The following is a 24,774-nucleotide window of genomic DNA, read 5'->3' as shown; positions in this document are numbered from 1 at the left end:
GGGGCAGTGGAATTCAGGATTCTACTCTGTAATCAGAAAGTATCTTATTGTTGAACTTGGTATTCAAATTCAGGAACGATCACTTCTACGCGACGGTTTTGTTGACGACCTTCAAGAGTGTCGTTTGATGCGATAGGGTTGTTTTCACCTTCACCGCGAGCTTGGATGCGTGATGCATCAATGCCTTTTTCTACTAGAGCGTTAGCGACAGATTCTGCACGCTTCTCAGACATTTTTTGGTTGTATGCTGCTGCGCCAGAAGTATCAGTGTAACCAACCACTTCAACGTTCGCTTGTGGGTATTCATTTAAGAAAGCAACCAGGTTGTCTAGTTTAGCTGAGCTTTCTGCTTTAAGCGTTGCGCTGTTTACATCGAAGCTACCTGTACCCATAGTTTGAGTTTCAAATGTTTTCGTCACAACAACAGGCTCTTCAACGACTGCAACTTCTTCGACTACTGCTGCTTCTTCAACAACTGGCTCTTCACTGCCACCGAATTTAAATGAAACACCCAGAGTTGCTGTGTTACCTGTTGCACGAACGACATCGTTATTGATGTCAGTGATCGTTTGGTATTCCGCACGAGCTGTAACGTTCTGGCTGATGTTGAATTCAAGACCAGCTGCGCCTAGGTACGAGTAATCGTCTTTGCCATCAAACATAACATACGCGCCACCCACTTTACCGTAAAGTGCGATGTCTTCAGTGATTGGCAGGCTGAACTTAGGAGCAAGAGTAATGGCTTCTACGTGACCACCGAATGAAGACTCATCGAAATCACCAACGTTGTCAAAGCCTGCTTCTAATGCGATATAGTCGTTAAATTCGTAACCAACAAAAGCACCAAGAGTCGTGTCATCTTTGTCACAAGACTGACCTGATACACAAGCATCTTCCAACCAAGATTTACCCATTTTACCGCCCACATAAACTTCTGCTTGCGCTGCCGATGCCATAAGTAAAGATGCTGAAATTACCGCTGCTAGTTTTTTCATTATTGATTCCTATAAAGAATTACTTTTATTTGTTCACGAAATGCGTCGCCTGACTGACGTTGTATTTCAATATTTATTCATTCCTTGAGCCTATTACCGAAGCAAACTCCAATCATGCATATGCACAATATCTAACGAAGAGAGCTTGGGTAGCATTCCAGTACCGTGATTTTTATCGCTATCTATTTTTCACTGGCGGGATGAACTATAACGCCAAGAAAACTTGAGAAAAATCCCAAAACTGTCAATTTAGTGTCATCAAAAAAACAAGCATAGTGTGATCTAGAGCACCCCCAAACCAGTCACAACAACCGCGCAAACGTTTGCGTACATTTTCACAAAAGTAAAGCTATAGCATTTAACTTTCTCATAATTGAGACGATATTTGGGGAACTTTATAGATACTGGATATAAATCATAAAGATACTTTGATTATAAATAGCAAGACATTCATCATTGAAAATGAATTTAGATTACAAATTCCTATCGATAACAAAACATTCTGACATCAATTTGGCAGAGTGATAGGCACTCGATGAATGAGCTTTTTATCTTTTAATCTGATCACCGAGCGAAAAAAAACCGCGGTAAATACCGCGGCTTTTTGACTATTTATTCACTACTTGTCTGTTTTATTCACGACTATTGCGCATTTGCTTCACGTTCAGCGATGTACTCTAGTGCCATTTTAATGCGAGCGATACAACGCTCCTGGCCAATCAGAGCCATCACAGCGTCAACAGATGGAGACTGCCCGCCGCCTGTTACCGCGACACGTAGTGGCATACCAATTTTACCCATGCCGATTTCCAGCTCTTCACAAACAGCTGCGATCACGCCGTCTTTGATGCTTTCAGTCGTCCAGTCTGTTAGTGCTTCTGCTTTTGCAAGTGCAAGCTCTAGTGGCTCTTTTGCCACACCACGCAGGTGTTTCTTCGCAGCACCCGCTTCAAACTCAGAGAAATCTTCGTAGAAGTAACGGATCTGCTCTGCCAGCTCAACAAGAGTATGGCAACGCTCACCAACCAGCTTGATCACTTCGGTGATTGCAGGGCCGTTTGTTACGTCCAATTTCTGCTGGTCAAGGTGCCATTGCAGGTGCTTAGCAACGTATTCTGGCTCTGAAGTTTTGATGTAGTGGTTGTTCAACCATTGCAGTTTGTCTGTGTTGAATGCAGACGCAGACTTAGATACAGCGGTTAGACTGAACAGGTTGATCATCTCTTCTTGGCTGAAGATTTCCTGATCACCGTGAGACCAACCCAGACGGATCAGGTAGTTGTTTAGCGCAACAGGCAAGTAACCCATATCGCGGTACTGCATTACCGATACAGCGCCATGACGTTTAGACAATTTCGCACCGTCGTCACCCAGGATCATTGCACAATGAGCAAATGTTGGTACAGGTGCACCCAATGCTTCGTAAATGTTGATTTGACGAGGCGTGTTGTTGATATGGTCTTCACCGCGAACAACGTGCGTAATGCCCATATCCCAGTCATCCACCACAACACAGAAGTTGTACGTTGGAGAACCATCTGTACGACGAATAATCAGGTCATCCATTTGCTCGTTGCGGATTTCGATGCGGCCACGGATTTGGTCGTCAAATACTACGCTGCCCTCTTTCGGGTTGCGGAAACGGATTACACATGGATCGCCATCTTTTGCCGCTGCGTTTGCCGCTTTGATTTTTGGATGGTTTGCGTCGTAACGAGGCATTTCTTTATTTACTTCTTGCTCTGCACGAATTTCATCCAGCAGCTCTTTAGACGCATAGCATTTGTATGCCTTGTCTTCAGCAAGCAGCGTATCAACCACTTCGTTGTAACGATCAAAACGTTGAGTTTGGTAGTAAGGACCTTCATCCCACTCCAGCCCTAGCCATTCCATACCTTCCAGAATCGCGTCAACTGCTTCCTTAGAGTTACGCTCAAGGTCTGTATCTTCGATACGCAGAACGAATTCACCACCTTGGTTTTTAGCATATAGCCAAGAGTAAAGTGCAGTACGCGCACCACCAACGTGTAGATAGCCAGTTGGGCTAGGAGCAAAACGAGTTTTAACCGTCATTTGAGTTCCTTAGAGGTTAATGTTCAACGAGAGGGTTCTCGTTGGAATATCAAGGATAAAAAAGTGGCGACATTTTACCATCGTAAGCCAATTCTACAATCATTCCGTGTTTATATATTCATTCATCACAAACCTTGACCTTACCCTTGAAGGAAGGTTTAAGCTCATTATATAGCGATTAATGAGGACAAATTATGAATCAGTTTATGGTACCAATGTCGGGACTTAACTGCATGGGTTGTGCAAGAAAAGTTGAGAAGACTTTACACGAAAATCATAGTGTTGAAATCACGAATTTGTCTCCAACCTCAGTTGAAATTAAAACCGATGCTTCTCTGGAAGCGATCGTTAAATCGATTGAATCACTAGGTTATCACGCAGGCTATAGCTACCATTTCCGTTTATCCGGTTTGAGTTGCGGTGGCTGCGTTAAAAAACTCTCGTCTTTATTAGAGTCAAACTCAGACGTTATTTCATTTGACGCTTCTACGACGCAATTAACTATCCGTACTCTTCTTTCTGAACAGCAAGTCATCGAGCTTGTCGCGAGCTTAGGCTACATAGCGAGTAAAGAAGTCATCACAGGCACCAAAAGTACAGAAGCTAAAAGTGCCGAGCCTGAAGATGAAACCCAGCCAGCACAAAGCGAAGCACCAGATAACCCACTGGAAGACATTCCACCAGCCAGCAGCACTCAACTGCAAATGCTGATCCAGGGAATGACTTGTGCAAGCTGTGTTTCATCAGTAGAGAAAGCGCTGATGAATGTTCAAGGCGTAGAAAAAGCACAGGTAAACCTTGCTGAACAAAGTGCGTTGGTGTTTGCGACACAAGATTCAGAAGCTCTGCATCAAGCGATTGTCGAATCCGTCAAACAAGCCGGATACCAAGCGGAAATATTGCAAGACGCAGCTACTCAGCAGGAAAAACAAACGCAGCAGCAATTAGCCCAACAAAAACGTTTCAAGTTCGATGCGATTGCTGGCTTAGTGGTGGGGGCGCCCTTAATGCTGTGGGGTGTGGCTGGCGGTAACATGATGATTCGCCACACCAGTGATCAGTTCATTTGGGGCGCGGTCGGTCTTTTATGTTTGCTGCTACTGGCTACAGCTGGCCGCCACTTTTTTGCCAATGCTTGGTTAGCCACAACCCACAAACGCGCTACCATGGATACACTGGTTGCATTGGGCACTGGTGCAGCTTGGTTCTACTCCATGCTCGTAGTGGTTTTCCCAAATTGGTTCCCGCTCGCATCACGTCACGTCTATTTTGAAGCAAGTGCAATGATCATTGGTTTGATTTCTCTCGGTCACTATATAGAAGCCAAAGCCAAGGCCAACACTACTCGCTCATTACAAGCTTTAATTAACTTGCAACCACAACAAGCGACGGCTATTACAGAGAAAGGCGATCAGACCATCAGCGTTGAGCAAATAACGCTTGGTATGAAATTAAGAATTAAGCCCGGCGAGAAAGTGCCAGTAGATGGCACCGTACTCGAAGGCGAATCTTATATTGATGAGTCGATGTTAACCGGTGAACCTGTACCTGTATTAAAAGGACAAAACGCAGAAGTCTCAGCAGGTACGCTCAACACCGATGGTAGCTTGATCATCGAAGCCACTGGCATTGGTGCCAATACCATGTTAGCGCGCATCATTCGAATGGTACGAACCGCGCAAAGCAGTAAGCCGGCCATTGCTAAATTAGCCGATCAAATTTCTGCTGTTTTTGTACCGGTCGTAGTAGGTATTGCCATACTCGCTGGATTGGTTTGGTTTGCCGTCGGCCCAGAGCCAAAAGCCAGCTATATGTTAGTCGTAACGACAACCGTGTTGATTATCGCTTGCCCTTGTGCACTTGGCTTAGCAACACCTCTTTCCGTCACAGTTGGCGTAGGCAAAGCCGCCGAGTTGGGCATCTTAATTAAAGACGCTGATGCACTGCAGTTAGCCAGTAAAGTCGATACGGTCGTCTTCGATAAAACCGGCACGTTGACACAAGGAAAACCATCAGTTCAGCAAGTTTTTACTCACGCCACCAGCCAGAATGAGTTGCTTGCTCTGGCCTATGCCGCCGAGCGTCAATCCGAGCATCCACTTGCCAAAGCGGTGTGTGATTTCGCTAAACAACAACAAGCGCGAGAAGTCAATTTAGACAAATTCGAAAACGTTCGTGGACGTGGCATTTCGGCTACGTACGAGGGCAAACCGCTGTTTATAGGTTCATTGCAGTTTATGCAAGGCAAAAACGTCGACATAAATGTGCTTAAACAAGCGATTGACGAATGCGCCCAAAATGCATGGACGCCAGTTGCCATCGCTTTAGATGGTCAGCTAATCGGACTTGTTGCGGTTGCCGATCCAATCAAATCTGATGCAAAGCAAGCTATCTCTGCGTTGAAATCACAGGGCATCAAAACAGTGATGTTAACAGGTGATAATCAGCACGCTGCGAATGCCATTGGTAAAGAACTCGGCATTGATGAAGTGATAGCCCAAGTTCTGCCAGATGAAAAAGCTAAGCACATTGAACAGCTTCAATCTAAAGGACATAAAGTAGCTATGGTTGGAGACGGCATTAACGATGCGCCTGCTCTCGCGCTTGCGAACCTTGGCGTTGCGATGGGTAGTGGCAGTGATGTCGCGATTGAAAGTGCGCAAATGACGATTCTCAACACTTCACCAATGGCCGTGGTGCACGCAATAGAGTTGTCGCGCGCTACACTTAAAAACATGAAACAAAACTTGTTTGGTGCCTTTGTTTATAACTCGTTGGGTATTCCTGTCGCCGCTGGCGTGCTCTACCCGGCGTTCGGCTTTTTGCTCAACCCTGTAGTTGCGGGAGCGGCAATGGCACTGTCTTCCATTACTGTCGTTAGTAACGCAAACCGACTACGACTGTTTTCAGTAAAATGACGACTTCTTTCTGAGGGTATTATGAAATTGAAACTTGTAACTTTTGCAATGCTTGCGACCGTATCCGCCAATGTATTGGCAGCCGATGTCATTAACCACAAGTCGCCATATTGTGGCTGTTGTGGTGACTGGACAAAACACATGGAAGAGAACGGCTTTACGGTCGAAGAAAAACTGCATGAAGATATGAATGCCATCAAACGCGAATTAGGCATGAAAAACCAGCAGCTCTACTCTTGCCATACAGCAGAAATAAACGGTTATCTGTTTGAAGGACACGTGCCAGCAGCCGATATTAAAGCCTTCTTGGAAAACCCACCGAAGAATGCGAAAGGTCTGACAGTTCCGGGAATGCCGGTAAGCTCGCCAGGTATGGAGTATGGCGATAAAAAGGACAGCTACACCGTTTACGCTTTTAATGAACAAGGTCAAGTTTCGGCCTTTAGTCACCACAAAGGTAACGACAAATAAAATAAAACCCAGCTCTTAACAAAGATGCCGGGCTTTTTCTTAGTAGCTTAATGGACAATTAAGACAAAATCGTTAGAAACCGTAAGACGCACCAAATACAAATGCGTTGTTCACCAGGCTGTCACCATCTGCATTTTCTGCGCCGTGAGCCTGAGAACGAAGTTCAAAATATGGCTGAACACCTTGACGAGTCCAGGTCGCACGGAACTCGTGATCCATAGTGTCGGCATCAATCATGTAGACGTTGTTGTAGCTCAGCGTCACATCCTCATTCATTACATAACCGATGCGGTTATCCATGCGGTAATCGGTATCGGCATCTGCGTCTGTCGCATCGATGTGCGCGCGAGTACGGTTGCTTATAGAAATGCCGTTATCGAAGTTGTAACCAATCTTGACCAGAGGACGGTATTGAAGGTTTTCACCTGCCGAGAACAAGTGTTGGTAACCTGCAGCAACCCATAGATGATCAGTGATATTAAATGACTGCTCACCCCCTACAGTAATGTAAGGTGTTATGTTCCCTGCTCCACCATTTTTGCTTTCCAGTTTGCCAAGTTGAATACCATCGAATTCGGTGTAAACCGTAAAGCCACCAAAAGAATTATCGAAAGTATGACCAGCTTCCAGAGTAGAAGTCACGTCCGAACCGTGAATTCGGCCATCATCGTGAAATTGAACGTTACCCGTTACGTAAGAAGAATCAGCAAAAGCGCTAGAAGCGAAAGCAAGAGAAAGTGCACTCAGTGCAAAAATGTGTTTCATAATAACTGCCTTTATTTATTCACGTTATGCGATGTTTTTAAGGGCATCTGTGACCTTACAGCGCAAAGTTGGGATGTGCCTTCATGGCGGGGGCAATATTGAAATAATTAATTTTCGATGAAAAATAATTCCTTTTAAAAAGTGATCCTGTTCAAAACAGGCACGAAGCTTATTCAATAAATATAATAAATACAATAAGTTATGAAAAATTTCGAAAATCACTCAAAAAATTAGAATTAGATCGCAATCACAAGAAACCAACGAATGTAGAACATTTCCCACATTCAGATCACACTGTAAAAATAAACTTTCATCGCCAACTTTTTTGTTGATGCGAAATAATAAGAGTTCGATCACACTTATTTTACAGTGAAAAATAAATAAACTTCACGATTATGGCGTAACGACGATAAAGAAGAGTCGTGTATAACGGTATAGAAAGTCCTGGCTCATCACATGTCGAATGTATCTACCTTTCTCTGCCGAGGAGCGCTGGCAAAGTAAGTTCGATAAAGTGTGTTCCGCGATGTGTTCTATGCTCAATATGGCACCTTGCTATGGTTTAGTTATAAAGTAATGGACAGATGTCATTTCAACTTGCTGGATACAAAGTGTTTTCCGGAATCCAGTTCGAGGATCAAACTATGTTTCGAACAATGACCTTTGTGTCATCTTTCATTGTTCTCTTTACCTCATTTTCGTCCAATGCAGAGCCGCAGTACTGGTTAGCAAAAAAGGGAGCGACCGAATACATGATTATTGGTTCAGTGCATGTGGGTGATGAAAGTATGTACCCCTTACCTAAAGCGCTGACGAATCACCTGGATAAAAGTTCAGGTTTAATCATTGAAGCAGACGTAAGAAACACCACAGGTTCCACTTACCCTCCAGTCTCAACTCGTACCAAAGACGTGTTGGATAAAGTGCAGCGCCAACATCTCATAGACATAGCAAAGGATTTACGAATAGCAGAAGCTCAGTTGCTCAATGCTCCGCCTTGGAATACCGCGCTTATGATTCAGCTTGCTCTCGTCAATAAGCTCGGCTATGTCGCTAATGAAGGTGTGGATATGCACCTGATTGGTCTGGCAGAAACAAAGCACATTCCGGTTATTTCGCTTGAATCAGTGCAATTCCAAATTGATTTGATTACTGGTCAACCGGATGGAGGCAAAGAGATGCTATTGTCGTCCATCAACGAATACGATGCCGGTGAAGCTCTGGTCGAGTGTCTAATAGAAAGCTGGAAAAGCGGTGATGGCAGCATGTTGGAAGAGTCCTCTTTAGCAGACAAGGCCACTGCAGAATTCAACCAAGCCTTTTTGTATGCGCGCAATAAAGACTGGGCAGAAAAACTCGACACTGGCAGCCTACTCCCGCAGAAACAAGGCCGCTATACCGTTGTAGTTGGCAGCCTGCATCTCGTCGGAAAAGACAATTTAATTGATTTACTGAACAAGCGTGGATTTGAAATTACGCCACTAGGTAAGACACGCAAAGCAAAGTGTGATATTTGAAGTTAGGTTCTAGGTTCTAGGTTCTAGGTTCTAGAGGGAGATTGTTGGAATCACTCTGCAACAATTAAGCTTAGGTCGATGTTGCTTGGGAATACGGAGCGCTTCGCTTACGGAATACTGAATCTGTAGTCTGTAGTCTGTAGTCTGTAGTCTGTAGTCTGTAGTCTGTAGTCCAAAAAACCAACACAAATGACAAAGAGATACGCCTAACTTTCAGCGAACTCATCTAGGACCTAGGCCCCAAGCCACCTAGGACCTTTAGAACGCAAAAAAGGCTCTGTATTTCTACAGAGCCTTTTTTTGAAAGTGGTCGGTGAAGAGGGATTCGAACCCCCGACCCTCTGGTCCCAAACCAGATGCGCTACCAAACTGCGCTATTCACCGAGATGTTTAACTGAGGACTTATCCCCGTCAACGAGGTGGTATATTACGGATTCTGATCACAGACGCAAGTGCTTTTTCTAAAAAAACTTAATGTCTTAATTTGTTTGGTGAATTACTGAACACTAGCACGCAAAATGTGACTAATAACCCACAATAAAAAACAGTTTATTAACCTCAGCAACATAATTGATCCAGATCAGTATGCCAGAGAACTCCACCATTTAATTTGTGCCTATCGGGAAAATCTTGGAGGAAACATATGGACTTTTGGCTTGATCTCCTATTTGGTAATGCAGTAGGTCTATCATCGATGATAGTAATCTTCGGAGCAATCGGTCTGATGTTGTTTTACGGCGGTTTCTTCATGTACAAGATCATGAACGATAAATCTCCTCACTAGAATCTCGCTTAGCCCTATAAACGCTTTGCACCGGAGTTGGTAATTTGCCTACTCCGGTTTTTTATTGATCTTTCCCCACATCTCGTTGATATAATCGACCTACCCTGCTCTTAATGAGATAGCCACTATGTCTCACGATGACGATTTTGAACTGTTCCAACAAATGATGGGAGATGTTAAGCCCATCAATCAAGACACCGCAGAACTCAAGAAAGTTCATCAGGTGTCAGATGCCCAGCTTGCCAAGCGCGAAGCTGCAATATGGTTAACAGAAGACGACCCTGAATACCTCTCTCTCGATCATGCAGATATGCTCAAACCAGATGATTTTGTCGAATTCAAGCGTGATGGCGTACAAGATGGCGTATATAGAAAACTGCGTCTTGGTAAATACCCAATTCAGGCTCGGTTAGATTTACACCGAAAAACACTAAAAGAAGCGCGCGATGAAGTCGTTAAATTTCTTAAGCAGTGTATCGCGATGGATATACGTACTGTTGTGATTGTTCATGGTCGGGGCGAGCGCTCGAACCCACCCGCTTTAATGAAGAGCTTTGTCAGCAGCTGGCTGCAGCAGATTCAAGAAGTACAGTGCGTTCACACAGCCCAGCGTTTTCATGGCGGCAGTGGCGCTGTCTATGTATTACTAAGAAAAAGTACAGATAAGAAGCTGGAAAACCGCGAACGCCATCAAAAACGGTTAGGTTAAGTTTCGTCCTGGTGCTAGAATGCGCGACTTTATTATTTCCCTTCACTGACGTGTGCAGGGATTCTCTATTCACCGCCGTTGTGAAACGTTAGGAGTACAACAACATGTCACAAGATATCGCAAAGCGCTTAAATAAGTTCATTAGTGAAACGGGATTTTGCTCTCGTCGAGAAGCGGACAGGCTGATCGAACAAGGTCGTGTCACGATTAACGGTAAACAACCAGAAATGGGCACTAAAGTATTACCTGGCGATGACGTGCGAGTCGATGACAAGCCTGTTGCTGTAAAAGAAAAGCCTATCTACATCGCATTGAACAAGCCTACCGGCATTACGTGTACAACTGAGCGTGATATCCCGGGCAATATTGTTGACTTTATTGGTCATAATAAACGTATCTTCCCTATCGGTCGTCTGGATAAGCCTTCTGATGGTCTTATCTTTTTGACTAACGATGGTGACATCGTCAACAAAATCCTGCGCGCAGGCAATAACCACGAAAAAGAATATGTGGTGCGTGTTGATAAACCGATCACTGGCGAGTTTCTGAAACAAATGTCGAGCGGTGTGAAAATCCTCGATACCGTCACCCTTCCTTGTAAAGTGACTAAAGAAACCAAGTTTTCTTTCCGAATCGTACTGACTCAGGGTCTCAACCGCCAAATCCGCCGTATGTGTGAAGCATTGGGTTACGAAGTGTTTAAGCTACGCCGTGTGCGTATTATGAACATTTCCCTGGATGGTATTCCAAACGGAAAATGGCGTTATCTTACGGATGCTGAAGTGGCAGAAATTATGGCAATGTGCGATGGCTCTGTCGGTACAGAAGAAGCCTCTAAAGTGGATTCAAAAGGGCGTAATATCCGTAAAGCTACAGACGCCAAGCTGTTTGACAGTCGTGAAGAGAATCAAGACTCCACCGCTCGTCGTAACCAGAAACCACGCACTTTCCGCGGTAATAATGCCGATGAGTTCCGTCACGCGCCTAACTCGAAAAAAGGCCAACAAAAACGACGTCAGCACGATGACGATAAGGCTCGTCCATCAAAAGAGCACTTCAAGACGAAAGCACAGGACACCGATCGTAAACCAAACAAACCAAAAGTGCGTTACGACAACCCAAATGCAGCAAAACCATCTAAGCCAGTGAAGCGCACTGGTAACACTTTAAGCTTGAAAAAGTAATTTGTCGCACTGCTAAGAGTGGAAAGGACGCCAATGCGTCCTTTTTATTTATCTGTCACTTTTATAAACACAACGGCGCAAACTGACCACGAGTTAAGGTCAGCAAATCTTGTGGGGCCAACTCTATTTCTAACCCACGCTTACCAGCACTCACACAAACGGTTTCTTGCTCTTTGGCGCTTTCGTGTAAAAAAGTGGGGAGCGCTTTCTTTTGTCCAAGTGGACTGATGCCCCCTACTACATAGCCCGTTGTTTTCTGAGCAATCTCTGGATCTGCCATATCAGCCTTCTTTCCCTTTGCGGCTTTTGCTGCCAGCTTGAGATTCAATTTTTGATCAACGGGGATGATGGCTACCGCAAGGTTTTTCGGTTCGCCATTTAAACAAAACAGCAACGTTTTAAATACTTTTTTTGGATCTTGTCCCAACACCTCTGCAGCTTCTAGTCCATAGCTTTCTGCTCTCGGGTCGTGCTCATACTGATGAATGGTGTGTGGGACTTTCTTCTTTTTCGCAAGGTTAATGGCCGGAGTCATCAAGATTCTCCTTATAAAAATAAAAAACGCAGCTCCCGTCTAATGGGAGCTGCACTTTTAGTTAATGATATCAGCGAGTTTGAGTCAATCGCTTTTTCACTATCAGTCTCTACTTCTATCAGGCTTTACTGATAAATAACCGTGTCAGTTGCGTATTTGATTTGACCCGTAGGTGCATAACGATTGACATCAATCGGACTGTGAGACTCGAGATAATCTTTTAATACTTCAGCATCGGTAAATCCCGTATTCACGTAGCCCGCATGAGTATCAATTTTTGGATAACCATCGCCACCTGCCGCATTATAACTTGGTACGGTAAAGCGGTAGTTGCCGTCTAAACGAAGCTGTTTATCCCCAATAAAGACATTCGTGACTTCGCCATTTTCAATCGTCATGGCAATGCCAGCAAATTGAGCATAAGCACCAGAATCCACGGGCTTAGTTGCAACAACGTTCAGATAATCAAGAACTTCCTGGCCCGACATATCCACATACGACACCATATTGCCAAATGGCTGAACCGTCAGAACATCTTTGTAGGTAATATCCCCTTTTTCAATAGAGTCGCGAACACCACCTGAATTCATCACAGCAAAATCGGCTTTAGCAAGATCCATATGAGCCGTAGCGATCAAGCGACCGAGATTGGTCTGCTTAAATCGCACTACGTCACGGTCTCCTTCCAGTTTGCCATTTGACTCAGCAATTTTAGCGTTCAGCTGTCCCTGACCTTTTTCCTGATAAGGACGCAGGAACTCAAGCATCGCTTCATCCTGAGCAATTTCATCCTCAACAAGGATGTGCTCTGATTGTCCGTTTATTTCCACTTTCTTCTTCAAGTTGACCGGAATAAGGTCATAACTCACCATCGAAAGCTCACCATTGCGGAACTCGTAATCAGCACGCCCGACATACTTGCCCCACTCATGGGCTTGAACAATATAGGTGCCGTTCTGCTGGTCTGGTAGACACTCGTCACCCGGTTGGAAGTTTTTCGTCACAACGTTTGGACCTTCCATACACACTGGTTCTTGTGAATGGCCACCAACAATCATGTCCAAGTCACCTTCATTGAGGTAACGAGCCAATGCCACATCACCAGGCGCGTTAATACCACGGTTTCCGTTTTCATAGTGCCCCATGTGAGTGACAGCAAAAATCAGGTCTGGGTACTCGGTTCTTTTCAGCTCTGCGATGAGCTTCTTCGCTTCTTCCTTAGGATCACGGAAGTCCACTTGATCTATGTATTCAGGGTTACCTAACTTCGCGGTATCTTCCGTTGTCAGGCCAATAACCGCAATCTTAATGCCTTGCTTAATGAACATCGCATAAGGCTGGAACATGCGTTTACCGGTTTCTTTCGAATAGATATTGGCGGACAACATCGGGAAAGTCGCCCATTCCTGCTGCTTAAACAAAACGTCTAACGGATTATCAAACTCATGATTGCCTAGTGCCATCGCATCATAGCCAATTTTGCTCATGCCTTTAAAGTCAGGCTCTGCATCCTGTAAATCTGATTCTGGAACTCCGGTATTAATATCACCACCAGAAAGAAGCAGCACACTTCCTCCCTGTGCTTCCACCTCTTCACGCACATCATCAATCAGCGTTTTGCGCGCAGCCATGCCATATTCAGCATATTTGTTGTGCCAGAAACGACCATGGTGATCGTTGGTATGCAACACAGTTAATCGATAAGTCGTATCTTTATTCCATTGCGGGGTAGGTTGAGTTGCACATCCGGCAAGAGTAGCCAGGATGACAGCACTCAACGCGGTTTTTACCATCAGACGCTGCTTCATTGTTTTACCTTTTTCTTTTATTGATTTGCTGCTTTGCATTTGAAAGACGCTCGTAGACCTCCTCAGCCCAGCGAGGAAGAACATCCTAAGCCATTGATTTATTAATTATGGTCGATTGTCTTCGAATCTCAAACTCATCAATCCCAGTTTGAGAACTTCGTTCTTTCGGATAAAAAAATAGCCAACACAAGGTTGGCTATTGATCAGTTTGAAATGAACATCGATTACCTGATATCGATGTCCGCAAAGCTTTTAATCAAGTCATCTAGCGCTTTCATTTGCGCAAGGAACGGCTCTAGCTTGTCTAGTGGCAATGCAGATGGACCGTCACAACGTGCTTGATCTGGATTTGGATGCGCTTCAATGAACAGGCCAGCAATACCCGTTGCCAGACCTGCTTTTGCCAGCTCAACCGTCTGCTCACGACGGCCACCTGAAGCGGCACCTGACGGGTCACGCATTTGTAGTGAGTGAGTAACGTCAAAAATGATTGGGCTACCTTTTGATGCGGTTTTCATTACACCAAAACCTAGCATGTCGACCACCAGGTTGTCGTAACCGTGGCAAGATCCGCGCTCACACAGGATGATTTTATCGTTGCCACACTCAGCAAACTTCTCAACGATGTTACCCACTTGACCTGGGCTCATGAACTGTGGTTTTTTCACGTTGATCACTGCACCTGTTTTCGCCATTGCTTCAACAAGGTCAGTCTGACGTGCAAGAAACGCAGGAAGCTGAATAACATCCACCACATCTGCCACTGGCTGTGCCTGTGCTTCTGTGTGAACATCCGTGATGATTTTCACGCCAAAAGTGTCTTTTAGCTCCTGGAAGATCTTCATACCTTCTTCAAGGCCTGGGCCACGGTATGAATGAACAGAACTGCGGTTAGCTTTATCGAACGACGCCTTAAATACGTAAGGAATGCCCAATTTGTCCGTTACTTTTACATAGTGCTCACAGATCTGCATCGCCAGATCACGAGACTCAAGAACGTTCATACCTGCAAATAGGGTGAATGGCTTGTCGTTAGCAACCTGAATGTCGCCAATATTAACGATTTTCTGTTCCATTTTGATTCTCTTTTTCTATCTCCGATAAGCCTTATTCAACTCATCGATAACATTAGTGAAGCGTGACGTGTTTTTCACTCATCACGTTTACTTGTGATTTTAGTAGCTCAGATGCCGGATCATCAGGACACTGGTCAATAAAGTATTGGAAATCAGACGCGGCAACTTGATGACACTCTAACTGCTGGAAGATAAAACCGCGGTCTCGTATTTCATATGGATCATCGGGGACAAACGTAAGCGCCAGATTGGTACAACGCAGCGCAAGCGTATATTGCTCCTCACGTAGCATGGCACTTTTGATCAGTGCTAGCCAGCGGCCAATGACTGTCGGGTTGTCCGCTTCTGCGAAATGCTCTGGTTTGAGCTGAGCTAACGGACCTTCCTGACCGATTAACCAGGCCTGAAGAATTCTTTCACCCACATACTCACCGTTAAACGGGTTGATATAGTCAGGCTTCTTATGCATCCAATCTACTTTTAGCAAGAACTGTGTTGGGAAAGTGATGCCTTTCAGTGGGAAGCCAAGTTTGTTACCCAAATACAGTATGATTGCGCCGAGACTCACCGGAATCCCTTTTTTACGCTCCAACACTTTGTCAATAAAGCTGTTATCAGAGTTAAAGTACTCTTGGTCGTCGCCCTTAAAGCCCCACTCATGGAAAAAAAGACGCAGGAATGAATCAAAGCGTTGCTCTTCATCGCTTTCATGTACTAAAGCGGCTTCCGCTTCTTGATACAGACGTTCCAGCTCTTGTTTTGCCCAATGAACATTGGTCTCCGAGTCAACAGACTTGTTCAGTTCTAAAGCGCCTTCCACCAGCGCCATGTTGTCAAAATCTTCGTCAAAAAAATCAAGCATGACGTTTACCCAAATAAAGTTGGACTCTTAGAAACTGCAATATTAGCCGCCATAACCAGCCAGCCAAGCGCTCCAAAGAAGCCGAAAATTTGCAGCAATTTATTTTTAGCCAACTTCAAAGCGAAGAAGCCCAAAGCAATGTACGCTAACACACAGGTGATCTTGTTGGTTAACCATGGAGCTGCGTCAGTAAACGGAATAAAGCCCGTTACGAAGATAAGAGCGATACCTGATACCAGCAACGCAGTATCAACAATGTGTGGGAACACTTTAAGAAAACGACTGTTGCGTTTTGGAGAGTTCATCATCATCAACGCAAATCGGATCGACAACAAAGTGGCACTTAGCGCGATGGTTACGAGGTGAATATGTTTTAGAGCTACGTACATTTTTCTTCTCTTTTAATTAATGGCTGCGGACTGACTTGTTATGGTTCTAGACGAAACGACCAAGCGTTACTCGATCGTTACCACCATAATCTTTTTCAGTGACGACTTGCTGATAGCCAAAGCTATTCATGATGTCTCTCACCGCTTGTCCCTGATCATATCCATGCTCAAACACAAGCCACCCCCCCGCTTCGAGATACTGACGAGCAAGATCCGAAATATGACGAATATCTGCCAGACCGCCTTCATCAGCGACTAGTGCCGATTGTGGTTCGAAGCGAACATCACCTTGAGCTAAGTGCGGATCTTTTTCATCGATATACGGTGGATTAGAAACGATTAGAGCAAACTTTGCTCCCAGAGCGATAGGTTCGAACCAGCTACCTTGGTTAAAGGTCACATTTTTGATGTTTAACTGAGCCGCATTAAACTCCGCAAGCTCTTTTGCTTCTTGCTTAAGATCAACGCCCATCACCTGACGCTTTGGCAGTTCAGATGCCAGCGCTAACGCGATTGCCCCCGTACCAGTCCCCAAATCTAAGATTGGCCCAGTCTGCTCGTAGGTTTTGTCCAAAGCGACTTCGACCAGGCGCTCGGTATCCGGTCTTGGGATCAAAGTAGAAGGAGAAACTTTCAGTGGTAACGACCAGAACTCACGTTCACCGACTATGTAAGCGACTGGCTCTCCAGTCAGTCGTCTTTCAAGTAAGGTTTCAAATTGAGTTTGCTGATCTCGTTCCAGAGCTTTCTCTGGCCAGGTAAGGAGATACGTTCTTGGCTTTCCAAGGACATAACAAAGCAGGACAGCTGCATCAAGAGAAGGCGACTCTGTGCCGCCTTCTGTCAGTTTTGCCGTGGCACTTTTCAGTGCTTGCTCAATAGATTGAACCTGGCTCATTGATTAAGCGTTCTCAGCTAGCGCCGCTAGTTGGTCTGCTTGGTGCTCTTGAACAACAGGATCGATCAAGCTTTGTAGTTCACCTTCCATCACTTCATTCAAACGGTAAACCGTAAGGTTGATGCGGTGGTCGGAAACACGGCCTTGTGGGTAGTTGTAAGTACGAATACGGTCACTACGATCACCAGAACCTAGCAGGTTACGACGCGTGTCTGACACTTCAGCCGCTCGCTTGGCTTCTTCCGCCTGAATAATACGTGCAGCAAGAACCGCCATCGCTTTCGCTTTGTTTTTATGCTGTGAACGCTCGTCCTGACACTCTACAACAGTACCCGTTGGCAAGTGAGTAATACGGATTGCAGAATCCGTGGTGTTAACGTGCTGACCACCCGCTCCTGATGAACGGAAAGTATCAATTTTAAGGTCCGACGCTTTGATTTCAGGGATCTCAGCTTCTGGGACTTCCGCCATAACCGCAACAGTACAAGCTGAAGTGTGAACACGCCCTTGAGATTCAGTTGCAGGTACGCGTTGTACGCGGTGACCGCCAGACTCGAATTTCAATACACCGTAAGCGCCATCGCCGCTTACTTTTGCAATCATCTCTTTGTAACCGCCGTGCTCTGCTTCATTTGAAGACATCACTTCAACACGCCAGCCTTTCTTCTCCGCATACTTACTGTACATGCGGAATAGATCACCAGCAAAGATGCCTGCTTCATCACCACCCGCACCTGCGCGGATTTCCAGAAAACAGTTGCGATCGTCGTTTGGATCTTTTGGCAGAAGAAGAATTTGCAGTTCATCAGCAAGGCGCTCGATAGTAGCTTTCGCCTCTTTGATTTCTTCTTGCGCCATTTCACGCATTTCTTCGTCGTCTTCTTTTGCCATCTCTTCAGCGGCTGCAAGATCGTCTTGCGCTTGCTGATAAGCTTGGAAGCACTTAGTGACTTCTTCGAGCTGAGAGTACTCTTTAGATAGAGCACGGAATTTGTCCTGATCGCCGATTACATCAGGATCACCAAGAAGATGTTGAACTTCTTCGTAACGTTCTACTAGCGTTTCTAGCTTAGTCAGAATAGAGGCTTTCATAGTGTCGTTTTCTTAATAAAAAAGCGTGAGTTACAGATCATCCAAACCAAGAATTTGTCGGATGACCGTTAATTTTGCTGGTTCGCCTTGCTCCGCTGCACTTTGCAGTGCTCGTGTTGGGGCGTGAATCAGTTTGTTGGTAAGTTTATTACTGAGCTCGCGCAGCACTTTCTCAGGGTCTGTGCCAGCCGCTAAGGATTGCAGACTTTTGCTCAATAGCTCTTCACGTATATTGTTTGCTGACTCGCGATAATCGCGAATACTGTCGACCGCTTGCAGTGAGCGTAGCCACGTCATAAACGCAGCACTTTCCTCACTCACAATTGCTTCGGCCTGAATAGCTTCTACTTTGCGTTGCTCAATGTTGCTGTCGATAATCGACTGCAGATCATCCACTGAGTACAAGTAAGCATCATTCAGTTCACCGACTTGAGACTCTACGTCTCGTGGCACTGCAATATCAACTAATAACATAGGCTGATGGCGACGCTTTTTCAGCGCCGTTTCGACCATCCCTTTACCAATAATCGGTAAGGGGCTTGCCGTTGAGCTAATCACAATATCGGCTCTGGCAAGATGGTCAGGTATTTCGTTTAAGCTGATCACTTCTGCACCGAACTCATCCGCAAGACTTTGCGCGCGCTCTTTGGTGCGGTTAGCCACAATCATTTTTGTGCAGCCGTTCGAGGCTAAGTGTTTAGCAACCAGTTCAATGGTTTCACCAGCTCCGACCAAGAGTACTGTGGAGTCAGACAGTGATTCAAAAATATGTTTCGCCAGCGTACATGCAGCATAGGCCACCGACACGGCATTGCCGCCAATATCCGTTTCTGTACGCACACGTTTCGCAACAGAAAAGGTTTTTTGGAACAGCTTATCAATTGACGAATCAACGGTTTGGTGTTCACGCGAGTCAGAAAAAGACTGCTTAACCTGCCCCAAAATCTGCGGTTCACCTAAAACCAGAGAATCGAGACCGCATGACACGCGCATCAGATGTTTGATCGCAGATTGCTCTTCATGCACGTACAAACTTGGCATTAATTCTTCTCGGCTCACCTGATGAAACTGTACGAGCCAATCGATTAACTTGTTTCGCGCACCTTGCTTTACGTCGCAGTACAGTTCAGTTCGGTTACAGGTTGAAACAATAACACTGCCGTTAACCGCTTCGTGCTCTCTAAGTTGCTTGAGGGCTGGTCCGAGTTTATCGGGTCCAAACGCCACTTTCTCGCGCAAGTCGACAGACGCTGTATTGTGATTGATTCCAATAGCAAGCAAGGACATCTAACGTGGTATCTCTGAGATCGAATATGAAATAGGTTCAGAATTTTACTTTAAGCAGGCGTTTATTGAAAGGGCAAGCCGGATTTGTTTTCCTTAGTCCGTCTTTTCAATGCTATAGTTGTGAGCGAATACCGATGAAACTGATTAAGAAGCCATCAAACATGACCTTACGCTCCTCTATAATTTTTGTCTTGTCGAGTCTGATACTCGCTGGCTGTACCTCTGTACCGGAAAGCATCACCAGTGTGGAATGGCAAACTCACGAGAAAAAACTTGAAACCATTCAAGATTTTCAGGTTACTGGCAAACTTGGGTATATAGGTCCAGATCAAAGACAAAACCTGAATTTCTTCTGGAAACATTCACCCGCATTCAGTCAACTTCGCTTAACGACGATCCTTGGTCAAACCGCATTAAACCTCACCATCACGCCACAAGGTGCCAAGGTAGAAACCTACGATGATCAAGTGCTCTCTGCGCGTCATGCCAATCAACTGATCTACCGACTCACGGGTTTAATGATGCCCGTTGAACATATGCCGGACTGGTTACTTGGTTTACCAACCGATGCAGACACTTTCAAATTATCTCCAGCCAACACATTGCAAACATTGAACAAACAGATTGGCCAGAACGATTGGAACATTGCCTACCAGCTTTACAGCGATGTTGAATGGCATTCTCAGACCCTGCCGCTACCGAACAAATTGAAGCTGACGACGTCGGACGTAAAAATAAATCTACTGATCACCAAATGGAACATCACGCAATGATCGACATTTCAACCCGCTGGCCTTCACCGGCGAAATTGAATCTCTTTCTCTATATAAATGGTCGTACAGAAAACGGTTATCACGAACTACAGACTTTGTTCCAATTCCTTGATCATGGCGACGAACTCACAATCCAAGCCAATCATTCAGGAGAAATCACCCTTTCTCCTGAGATTGAAGGTGTCCCTCTGCATGATAATTTGATTTGGAAGGCGGCAACCGCACTACAAAAATATGCTGACTGCTCACTGGGTGCCCATATTGATCTTAATAAAGTTTTGCCTATGGGGGGCGGGATCGGCGGTGGTTCTTCAAATGCAGCGACCGCTTTAGTAGCGCTTAATTACCTCTGGCAGCTGAATCTCAGTGACGATGAACTTGCAGAGATTGGCTTGAAACTTGGCGCTGATGTGCCAGTATTTGTACGTGGATTCGCCGCATTTGCCGAGGGCGTGGGTGAAAAACTCTCTCCAGCGTATCCGGAAGAAAAGTGGTATCTCGTCGTCAGACCAAACGTCTCGATCGCGACAGTTGACGTATTTCGCCATCCAGATCTGACAAGAAACACCCCAAAACGAGATCTAACCACACTTTTAAACACCCCAAACGTAAACGATTGCGAAAAAATTGTACGAATGCTTTACCCAGAGGTTGATAAGCAACTTTCATGGCTGCTACAATATGCGCCGTCAAGATTGACTGGGACAGGATCTTGCGTTTTTGCCGAATTTTCGAGCAAATCTGAAGCAGAAACTCTCCTTGCACAACTCTCTGATGATGTCTCGGCATTTGTCGCTCAAGGGCGCAATATTTCGCCATTAAAAGAGACTCTGGCTGAATACCAATCAGCCACACACCGACCTAATTAAAACTGGACGCAAACCCGAGGTTTCCACCGTGCCTGATATGAAGCTATTTGCTGGTAATGCAACACCTGAACTAGCCCAACGTATTGCTGATCGTCTTTACATCTCTCTTGGTGATGCATCTGTTTCTCGCTTTTCTGATGGCGAAGTTGCAGTTCAAATCAATGAGAATGTTCGTGGTAGCGATGTTTTCATCATTCAATCCACTTGTGCACCGACTAACGACAACCTAATGGAGTTGGTTGTTATGATTGATGCAATGCGCCGTGCTTCAGCAGGCCGTATCACTGCAGTTATCCCTTACTTTGGATACGCTCGTCAAGACCGTCGTGTACGTTCTTCTCGTGTGCCAATTACTGCAAAAGTTGTTGCTGATTTCCTATCTAACGTTGGTGTTGACCGCGTTCTGACTATCGATCTACACGCAGAGCAGATTCAAGGCTTCTTCGATGTACCTGTAGACAACATCTTCGGTACACCAGTACTGCTAGAAGACATGCAAGCTCGTGGCCTGGAAAACCCAGTAGTGGTTTCTCCTGACCTTGGTGGCGTTGTTCGTGCTCGTGCGACAGCTAAAGCACTAGGTGATATCGACATTGCTATCGTTGATAAGCGTCGTCCACGTGCAAACGTTTCTGAAGTTATGAACCTTATCGGTGATGTTGAAGGTCGCGACTGTGTGATCGTTGATGACATGATCGATACCGGTGGTACTCTGTGTAAAGCGGCTGAAGCGCTTAAAGAGCGCGGTGCTAAGCGTGTATTCGCTTACGCAACTCACGCAGTGTTCTCTGGCAATGCAGCAGACAACATCAAGAAATCTGTTCTTGACCAAGTTATCGTAACTGACTCTATCTCTCTATCTAAAGAGATGGCTGCGACAGGTAAAGTAACCACACTAAGCCTATCTCGCATGCTTGCTGAAGCGATCCGTCGTATCAGCAACGAAGAGTCAATTTCTGCAATGTTCAACTAATTCGAACATTTCAGTTACACTGATTTTTAAAACACCCCTACTTGGGGTGTTTTTTATTTGTGCGCAGGATAAAGGGAGATGTTACGCGTTGAGAGTGATTTAACTCAAAAGATCTATCTCACCCTAGTTCACCCACTGCCAATTTTCTGTGCTATCATACCGCGCTTTTTGAGATTCCAGAGAGATCCTAACCTTGAGTCAACAAATCAAACTTCTCGTTGGTCTTGCTAATCCGGGACCTGAATATGCCAAAACTCGCCATAATGCGGGGGCTTGGGTTGTAGAAGAATTAGCACGCGTTCATAACATTACCCTAAAGAACGAACCAAAGTTCTTTGGTCTGACCGGACGCATCATGGTCAACGGACAGGATCTCCGTTTGCTCATTCCAACCACTTTCATGAACCTATCTGGCAAATCTATCGCTGCTTTGGCGAATTTTTACCAAATAAAGCCAGAAGAGATCATGGTTGCTCATGACGAGCTAGACTTACCGCCAGGTGTCGCTAAGTTTAAAAAAGGTGGTGGTCACGGCGGACATAACGGCCTGCGTGACACAATTAGCAAACTAAGCAACAACAAAGATTTTTATCGTCTCCGTATCGGCATTGGCCATCCGGGACACAAAGATAAAGTGGCAGGTTTTGTACTAGGTAAAGCTCCGGCAAAAGAACAAGAGCTTTTAGACGCTGCAACCGATGAATCGGTGCGTTGTCTGGACATTCTGATTAAGGATGGCCTATCAAAAGCACAAAATCGCCTCCACACGTTCAAAGCTGAATAAGGTTACTATCATGGGTTTTAAATGTGGCATCGTTGGTCTTCCAAACGTTGGTAAATCAACTCTGTTCAACGCACTAACTAAAGCAGGCATCGAAGCAGCAAACTTCCCGTTCTGTACCATTGAACCAAACACTGGTGTAGTTCCTGTGCCAGATCTACGTCTAGATGCGCTAGCAAAGATCGTTAACCCACAGAAAGTGCTGCCTACTACAATGGAATTCGTAGACATCGCTGGTCTGGTTGCGGGTGCATCACGTGGTGAAGGACTTGGTAACAAATTCCTGGCAAACATCCGTGAAACTGACGCGATCGGTCACGTTGTGCGTTGTTTTGAAAACGACAACATCGTGCACGTAGCAGGTAAAGTATCTCCAATTGAAGATATTGAAGTTATCAACCTGGAGCTTGCACTGGCTGACCTTGATTCTTGTGAACGCGCTATCCAGCGTAACGCTAAGAAAGCAAAAGGCGGCGACAAAGACGCGAAATTCGAACTGACTGTACTTGAAAAGCTGCTTCCTGTACTGACAGAAGGTGGTTCTGCTCGTACTGTTGAGCTTTCAAAAGAAGAGCTAGAAGCAGTAGGTTACCTGAACTTCCTGACTCTAAAACCAACCATGTACATCGCTAACGTGAACGAAGATGGTTTTGAAGACAACGCTTACCTCGATGCGGTACGTGAATTCGCGGCAAAAGAAAACAACGTTGTTGTACCTGTTTGTGCAGCGATTGAGTCAGAAATGGCCGAGCTAGAAGATGACGAACGTGAAGAGTTCCTGGCCGATCTTGGTATCGAAGAACCAGGTCTAAACCGCGTGATCCGCGCAGGTTACGAACTATTAAACCTACAAACTTACTTCACAGCAGGCGTGAAAGAAGTTCGTGCATGGACAATCCCTGTAGGTGCAACGGCACCAAAAGCTGCGGCAAAGATCCACACTGACTTTGAAAAAGGCTTTATCCGTGCAGAAGTTGTTGGTTACGACGATTTCATTGAGTACAAGGGTGAAAGTGGTGCGAAAGACGCAGGTAAATGGCGTCTGGAAGGTAAAGAATACATCGTGAAAGACGGTGATGTTGTACACTTCCGCTTCAATGTTTAAATAAATGAATGAATTTTAAACACTTCATTTACATAAAGAGCCAGCCATCATGCTGGCTCTTTTTATACCCTCAACAGAATACCTCAAGCTAACTCCCCTGCTGCAAGCTAATTTATTTCCAGTTTTAGATCATAAACACACCTCTTTGTTTAAAAAGGAAGCGAACGAGGTTTTTTCCGGGATTTATTTAAAAAAACTATTGACGGATCTTACTCAACTTCGCATAATGCGCGCCGTTCCCGACAACAAGGCAACAAGGTGTTGAGAACGAAAAACATGGTTTTGGCTACGTAGCTCAGCTGGTTAGAGCACATCACTCATAATGATGGGGTCACAGGTTCGAATCCCGTCGTAGCCACCATTCCTAAACACTCTACAAAGAGTAGTTAGGAATAGATGCGGAAGTGGCGAAATTGGTAGACGCACCAGATTTAGGTTCTGGCGCCGCAAGGTGTGAGAGTTCGAGTCTCTCCTTCCGCACCATGTTTTAAGTAGTTTTATAACTACTGCCTGCAGGTCTATCGCCAAGCGGTAAGGCAGCGGCTTTTGATGCCGCCATTCCCTGGTTCGAATCCAGGTAGACCTGCCATTATTCAAAGTGGATATTCCTTTATAAAGGGGTTGTCACTTAGAGCGCGAAGGTTTATATTGTCTCGCTCAAAAAGATGGCTACGTAGCTCAGTTGGTTAGAGCACATCACTCATAATGATGGGGTCACAGGTTCGAATCCCGTCGTAGCCACCATTCTTTCTTTATGAAAGAACTATCCTTGTGATAAAGAAAAATAACTTTCAGTTTTTACCAATTAACTGATGGTTTACAGAGTTCAAGACGCGGAAGTGGCGAAATTGGTAGACGCACCAGATTTAGGTTCTGGCGCCGCAAGGTGTGAGAGTTCGAGTCTCTCCTT

At 45.2% G+C, this 24,774-nt stretch carries 22 protein-coding genes and 5 tRNA genes; 15 read left to right on the top strand and 12 right to left on the bottom strand.

The genetic code is table 11. The features are described from left to right. Positions 1-44: 44 nt before the first annotated feature. Positions 45-995, bottom strand: a complete 951-nt coding sequence (locus ACWYU8_RS13690) for an OmpA family protein (RefSeq protein ID WP_457520216.1) — start codon at positions 993-995, stop codon at positions 45-47. A 642-nt stretch (positions 996-1,637) separates the two neighbouring features. Continuing rightward, on the bottom strand, positions 1,638-3,068 hold the full coding sequence (gene gltX, locus ACWYU8_RS13685) for a glutamate--tRNA ligase (RefSeq protein ID WP_457520215.1): 1,431 nt from the start codon (positions 3,066-3,068) through the stop codon (positions 1,638-1,640). A 194-nt stretch (positions 3,069-3,262) separates the two neighbouring features. Here gltX and ACWYU8_RS13680 point away from each other — a divergent pair, with 194 nt between their 5' ends. Then, on the top strand, positions 3,263-5,986 hold the full coding sequence (locus ACWYU8_RS13680) for a heavy metal translocating P-type ATPase (protein WP_457520214.1): 2,724 nt from the start codon (positions 3,263-3,265) through the stop codon (positions 5,984-5,986). A 21-nt stretch (positions 5,987-6,007) separates the two neighbouring features. Further along, on the top strand, positions 6,008-6,457 hold the full coding sequence (locus ACWYU8_RS13675) for a DUF411 domain-containing protein (protein WP_457520213.1): 450 nt from the start codon (positions 6,008-6,010) through the stop codon (positions 6,455-6,457). Between the two features lie 72 nt (positions 6,458-6,529). Here ACWYU8_RS13675 and ACWYU8_RS13670 read toward each other — a convergent pair whose 3' ends face one another. Continuing rightward, a complete protein-coding gene (locus ACWYU8_RS13670) occupies positions 6,530-7,222 on the bottom strand; it encodes an oligogalacturonate-specific porin KdgM family protein (RefSeq protein ID WP_457520212.1) in 693 nt (230 codons plus the stop codon). Between the two features lie 644 nt (positions 7,223-7,866). Here ACWYU8_RS13670 and ACWYU8_RS13665 point away from each other — a divergent pair. Next, entirely contained in the window at positions 7,867-8,739 is an 873-nt protein-coding gene (locus tag ACWYU8_RS13665; protein ID WP_457520211.1) for a TraB/GumN family protein, read from the top strand. 307 nt (positions 8,740-9,046) lie between these two features. Here ACWYU8_RS13665 and ACWYU8_RS13660 read toward each other — a convergent pair. Next, positions 9,047-9,123 (bottom strand) — tRNA-Pro (locus ACWYU8_RS13660). A 259-nt stretch (positions 9,124-9,382) separates the two neighbouring features. Here ACWYU8_RS13660 and ACWYU8_RS13655 point away from each other — a divergent pair. The 3 genes from ACWYU8_RS13655 to rluF all read left to right on the top strand — a co-directional run bounded on the left by ACWYU8_RS13655 (position 9,383) and on the right by rluF (position 11,416). Continuing rightward, a complete protein-coding gene (locus ACWYU8_RS13655; RefSeq protein ID WP_014231074.1) occupies positions 9,383-9,523 on the top strand; it encodes a DUF3149 domain-containing protein in 141 nt (46 codons plus the stop codon). A gap of 127 nt (positions 9,524-9,650) precedes the next feature. Then, entirely contained in the window at positions 9,651-10,232 is a 582-nt protein-coding gene (smrA, locus tag ACWYU8_RS13650; protein WP_457520210.1) for a DNA endonuclease SmrA, read from the top strand. A 104-nt stretch (positions 10,233-10,336) separates the two neighbouring features. Next, entirely contained in the window at positions 10,337-11,416 is a 1,080-nt protein-coding gene (gene rluF / locus ACWYU8_RS13645; protein ID WP_457520209.1) for a 23S rRNA pseudouridine(2604) synthase RluF, read from the top strand. Positions 11,417-11,477: 61 nt separating this feature from the next. Here the strand turns inward: rluF and ybaK are convergent, their stop codons facing one another. From ybaK to hemA, 8 genes are all read right to left on the bottom strand, one after another. Then, positions 11,478-11,951 carry a Cys-tRNA(Pro) deacylase gene (gene ybaK / locus ACWYU8_RS13640; RefSeq protein WP_457520208.1) on the bottom strand — a complete coding sequence of 158 codons (474 nt, stop codon included), beginning with the start codon at positions 11,949-11,951 and terminating at the stop codon, positions 11,478-11,480. Positions 11,952-12,076: 125 nt separating this feature from the next. Further along, positions 12,077-13,759, bottom strand: a complete 1,683-nt coding sequence (ushA, locus tag ACWYU8_RS13635) for a bifunctional UDP-sugar hydrolase/5'-nucleotidase UshA (protein WP_457520207.1) — start codon at positions 13,757-13,759, stop codon at positions 12,077-12,079. A gap of 224 nt (positions 13,760-13,983) precedes the next feature. Further along, positions 13,984-14,835 (bottom strand): 3-deoxy-8-phosphooctulonate synthase, encoded by an 852-nt coding sequence (kdsA, locus tag ACWYU8_RS13630; protein ID WP_457520206.1) that lies wholly within the window; start codon positions 14,833-14,835, stop codon positions 13,984-13,986. A gap of 52 nt (positions 14,836-14,887) precedes the next feature. Next, positions 14,888-15,697 (bottom strand): SirB1 family protein, encoded by an 810-nt coding sequence (locus tag ACWYU8_RS13625; RefSeq protein ID WP_457520205.1) that lies wholly within the window; start codon positions 15,695-15,697, stop codon positions 14,888-14,890. A 5-nt stretch (positions 15,698-15,702) separates the two neighbouring features. Further along, positions 15,703-16,086, bottom strand: coding sequence for a SirB2 family protein (locus ACWYU8_RS13620; RefSeq protein WP_457520204.1), 384 nt, complete (start codon positions 16,084-16,086; stop codon positions 15,703-15,705). A gap of 46 nt (positions 16,087-16,132) precedes the next feature. After that, the gene (gene prmC / locus ACWYU8_RS13615) at positions 16,133-16,984 is read right to left on the bottom strand and encodes a peptide chain release factor N(5)-glutamine methyltransferase (RefSeq protein ID WP_457520203.1); all 852 of its coding nucleotides are present in this window, start codon (positions 16,982-16,984) and stop codon (positions 16,133-16,135) included. Positions 16,985-16,987: 3 nt separating this feature from the next. Then, on the bottom strand, positions 16,988-18,076 hold the full coding sequence (prfA, locus tag ACWYU8_RS13610) for a peptide chain release factor 1 (RefSeq protein ID WP_457520202.1): 1,089 nt from the start codon (positions 18,074-18,076) through the stop codon (positions 16,988-16,990). A gap of 30 nt (positions 18,077-18,106) precedes the next feature. Beyond that, complete coding sequence (hemA, locus tag ACWYU8_RS13605) at positions 18,107-19,363, bottom strand: glutamyl-tRNA reductase (protein WP_457520201.1); 1,257 nt, start codon at positions 19,361-19,363, stop codon at positions 18,107-18,109. A gap of 134 nt (positions 19,364-19,497) precedes the next feature. Between hemA and lolB the strand changes: the two genes are divergently transcribed. The 9 genes from lolB to ACWYU8_RS13560 all read left to right on the top strand — a co-directional run bounded on the left by lolB (position 19,498) and on the right by ACWYU8_RS13560 (position 24,608). After that, positions 19,498-20,136 (top strand): lipoprotein insertase outer membrane protein LolB, encoded by a 639-nt coding sequence (gene lolB / locus ACWYU8_RS13600; protein ID WP_457520200.1) that lies wholly within the window; start codon positions 19,498-19,500, stop codon positions 20,134-20,136. Next, positions 20,133-21,005: a 4-(cytidine 5'-diphospho)-2-C-methyl-D-erythritol kinase gene (gene ispE, locus ACWYU8_RS13595; RefSeq protein WP_457520352.1), complete on the top strand. Its 873-nt coding sequence runs from the start codon at positions 20,133-20,135 to the stop codon at positions 21,003-21,005. Before lolB ends, ispE begins: the two co-directional genes overlap by 4 nt. A 28-nt stretch (positions 21,006-21,033) precedes the next feature. Continuing rightward, positions 21,034-21,978: a ribose-phosphate pyrophosphokinase gene (locus ACWYU8_RS13590; RefSeq protein WP_457520199.1), complete on the top strand. Its 945-nt coding sequence runs from the start codon at positions 21,034-21,036 to the stop codon at positions 21,976-21,978. Positions 21,979-22,171: 193 nt separating this feature from the next. After that, positions 22,172-22,762 (top strand): aminoacyl-tRNA hydrolase, encoded by a 591-nt coding sequence (pth, locus tag ACWYU8_RS13585; RefSeq protein WP_457520198.1) that lies wholly within the window; start codon positions 22,172-22,174, stop codon positions 22,760-22,762. Positions 22,763-22,772: 10 nt separating this feature from the next. Further along, positions 22,773-23,864, top strand: a complete 1,092-nt coding sequence (ychF, locus tag ACWYU8_RS13580) for a redox-regulated ATPase YchF (RefSeq protein WP_457520196.1) — start codon at positions 22,773-22,775, stop codon at positions 23,862-23,864. 284 nt (positions 23,865-24,148) lie between these two features. Beyond that, positions 24,149-24,225: transfer RNA gene (locus ACWYU8_RS13575), tRNA-Met, on the top strand. Positions 24,226-24,262: 37 nt separating this feature from the next. Further along, positions 24,263-24,347: transfer RNA gene (locus tag ACWYU8_RS13570), tRNA-Leu, on the top strand. 31 nt (positions 24,348-24,378) lie between these two features. Next, positions 24,379-24,453: transfer RNA gene (locus ACWYU8_RS13565), tRNA-Gln, on the top strand. A gap of 78 nt (positions 24,454-24,531) precedes the next feature. Further along, positions 24,532-24,608, top strand: a tRNA-Met gene (locus ACWYU8_RS13560). Positions 24,609-24,774 lie beyond the last annotated feature (166 nt).

The organism is Vibrio limimangrovi (genome assembly GCF_054064025.1).
The sequence above is the reverse complement of the archived record's forward strand: the minus strand, read 5'-3'. Positions and strand labels throughout refer to the sequence as shown.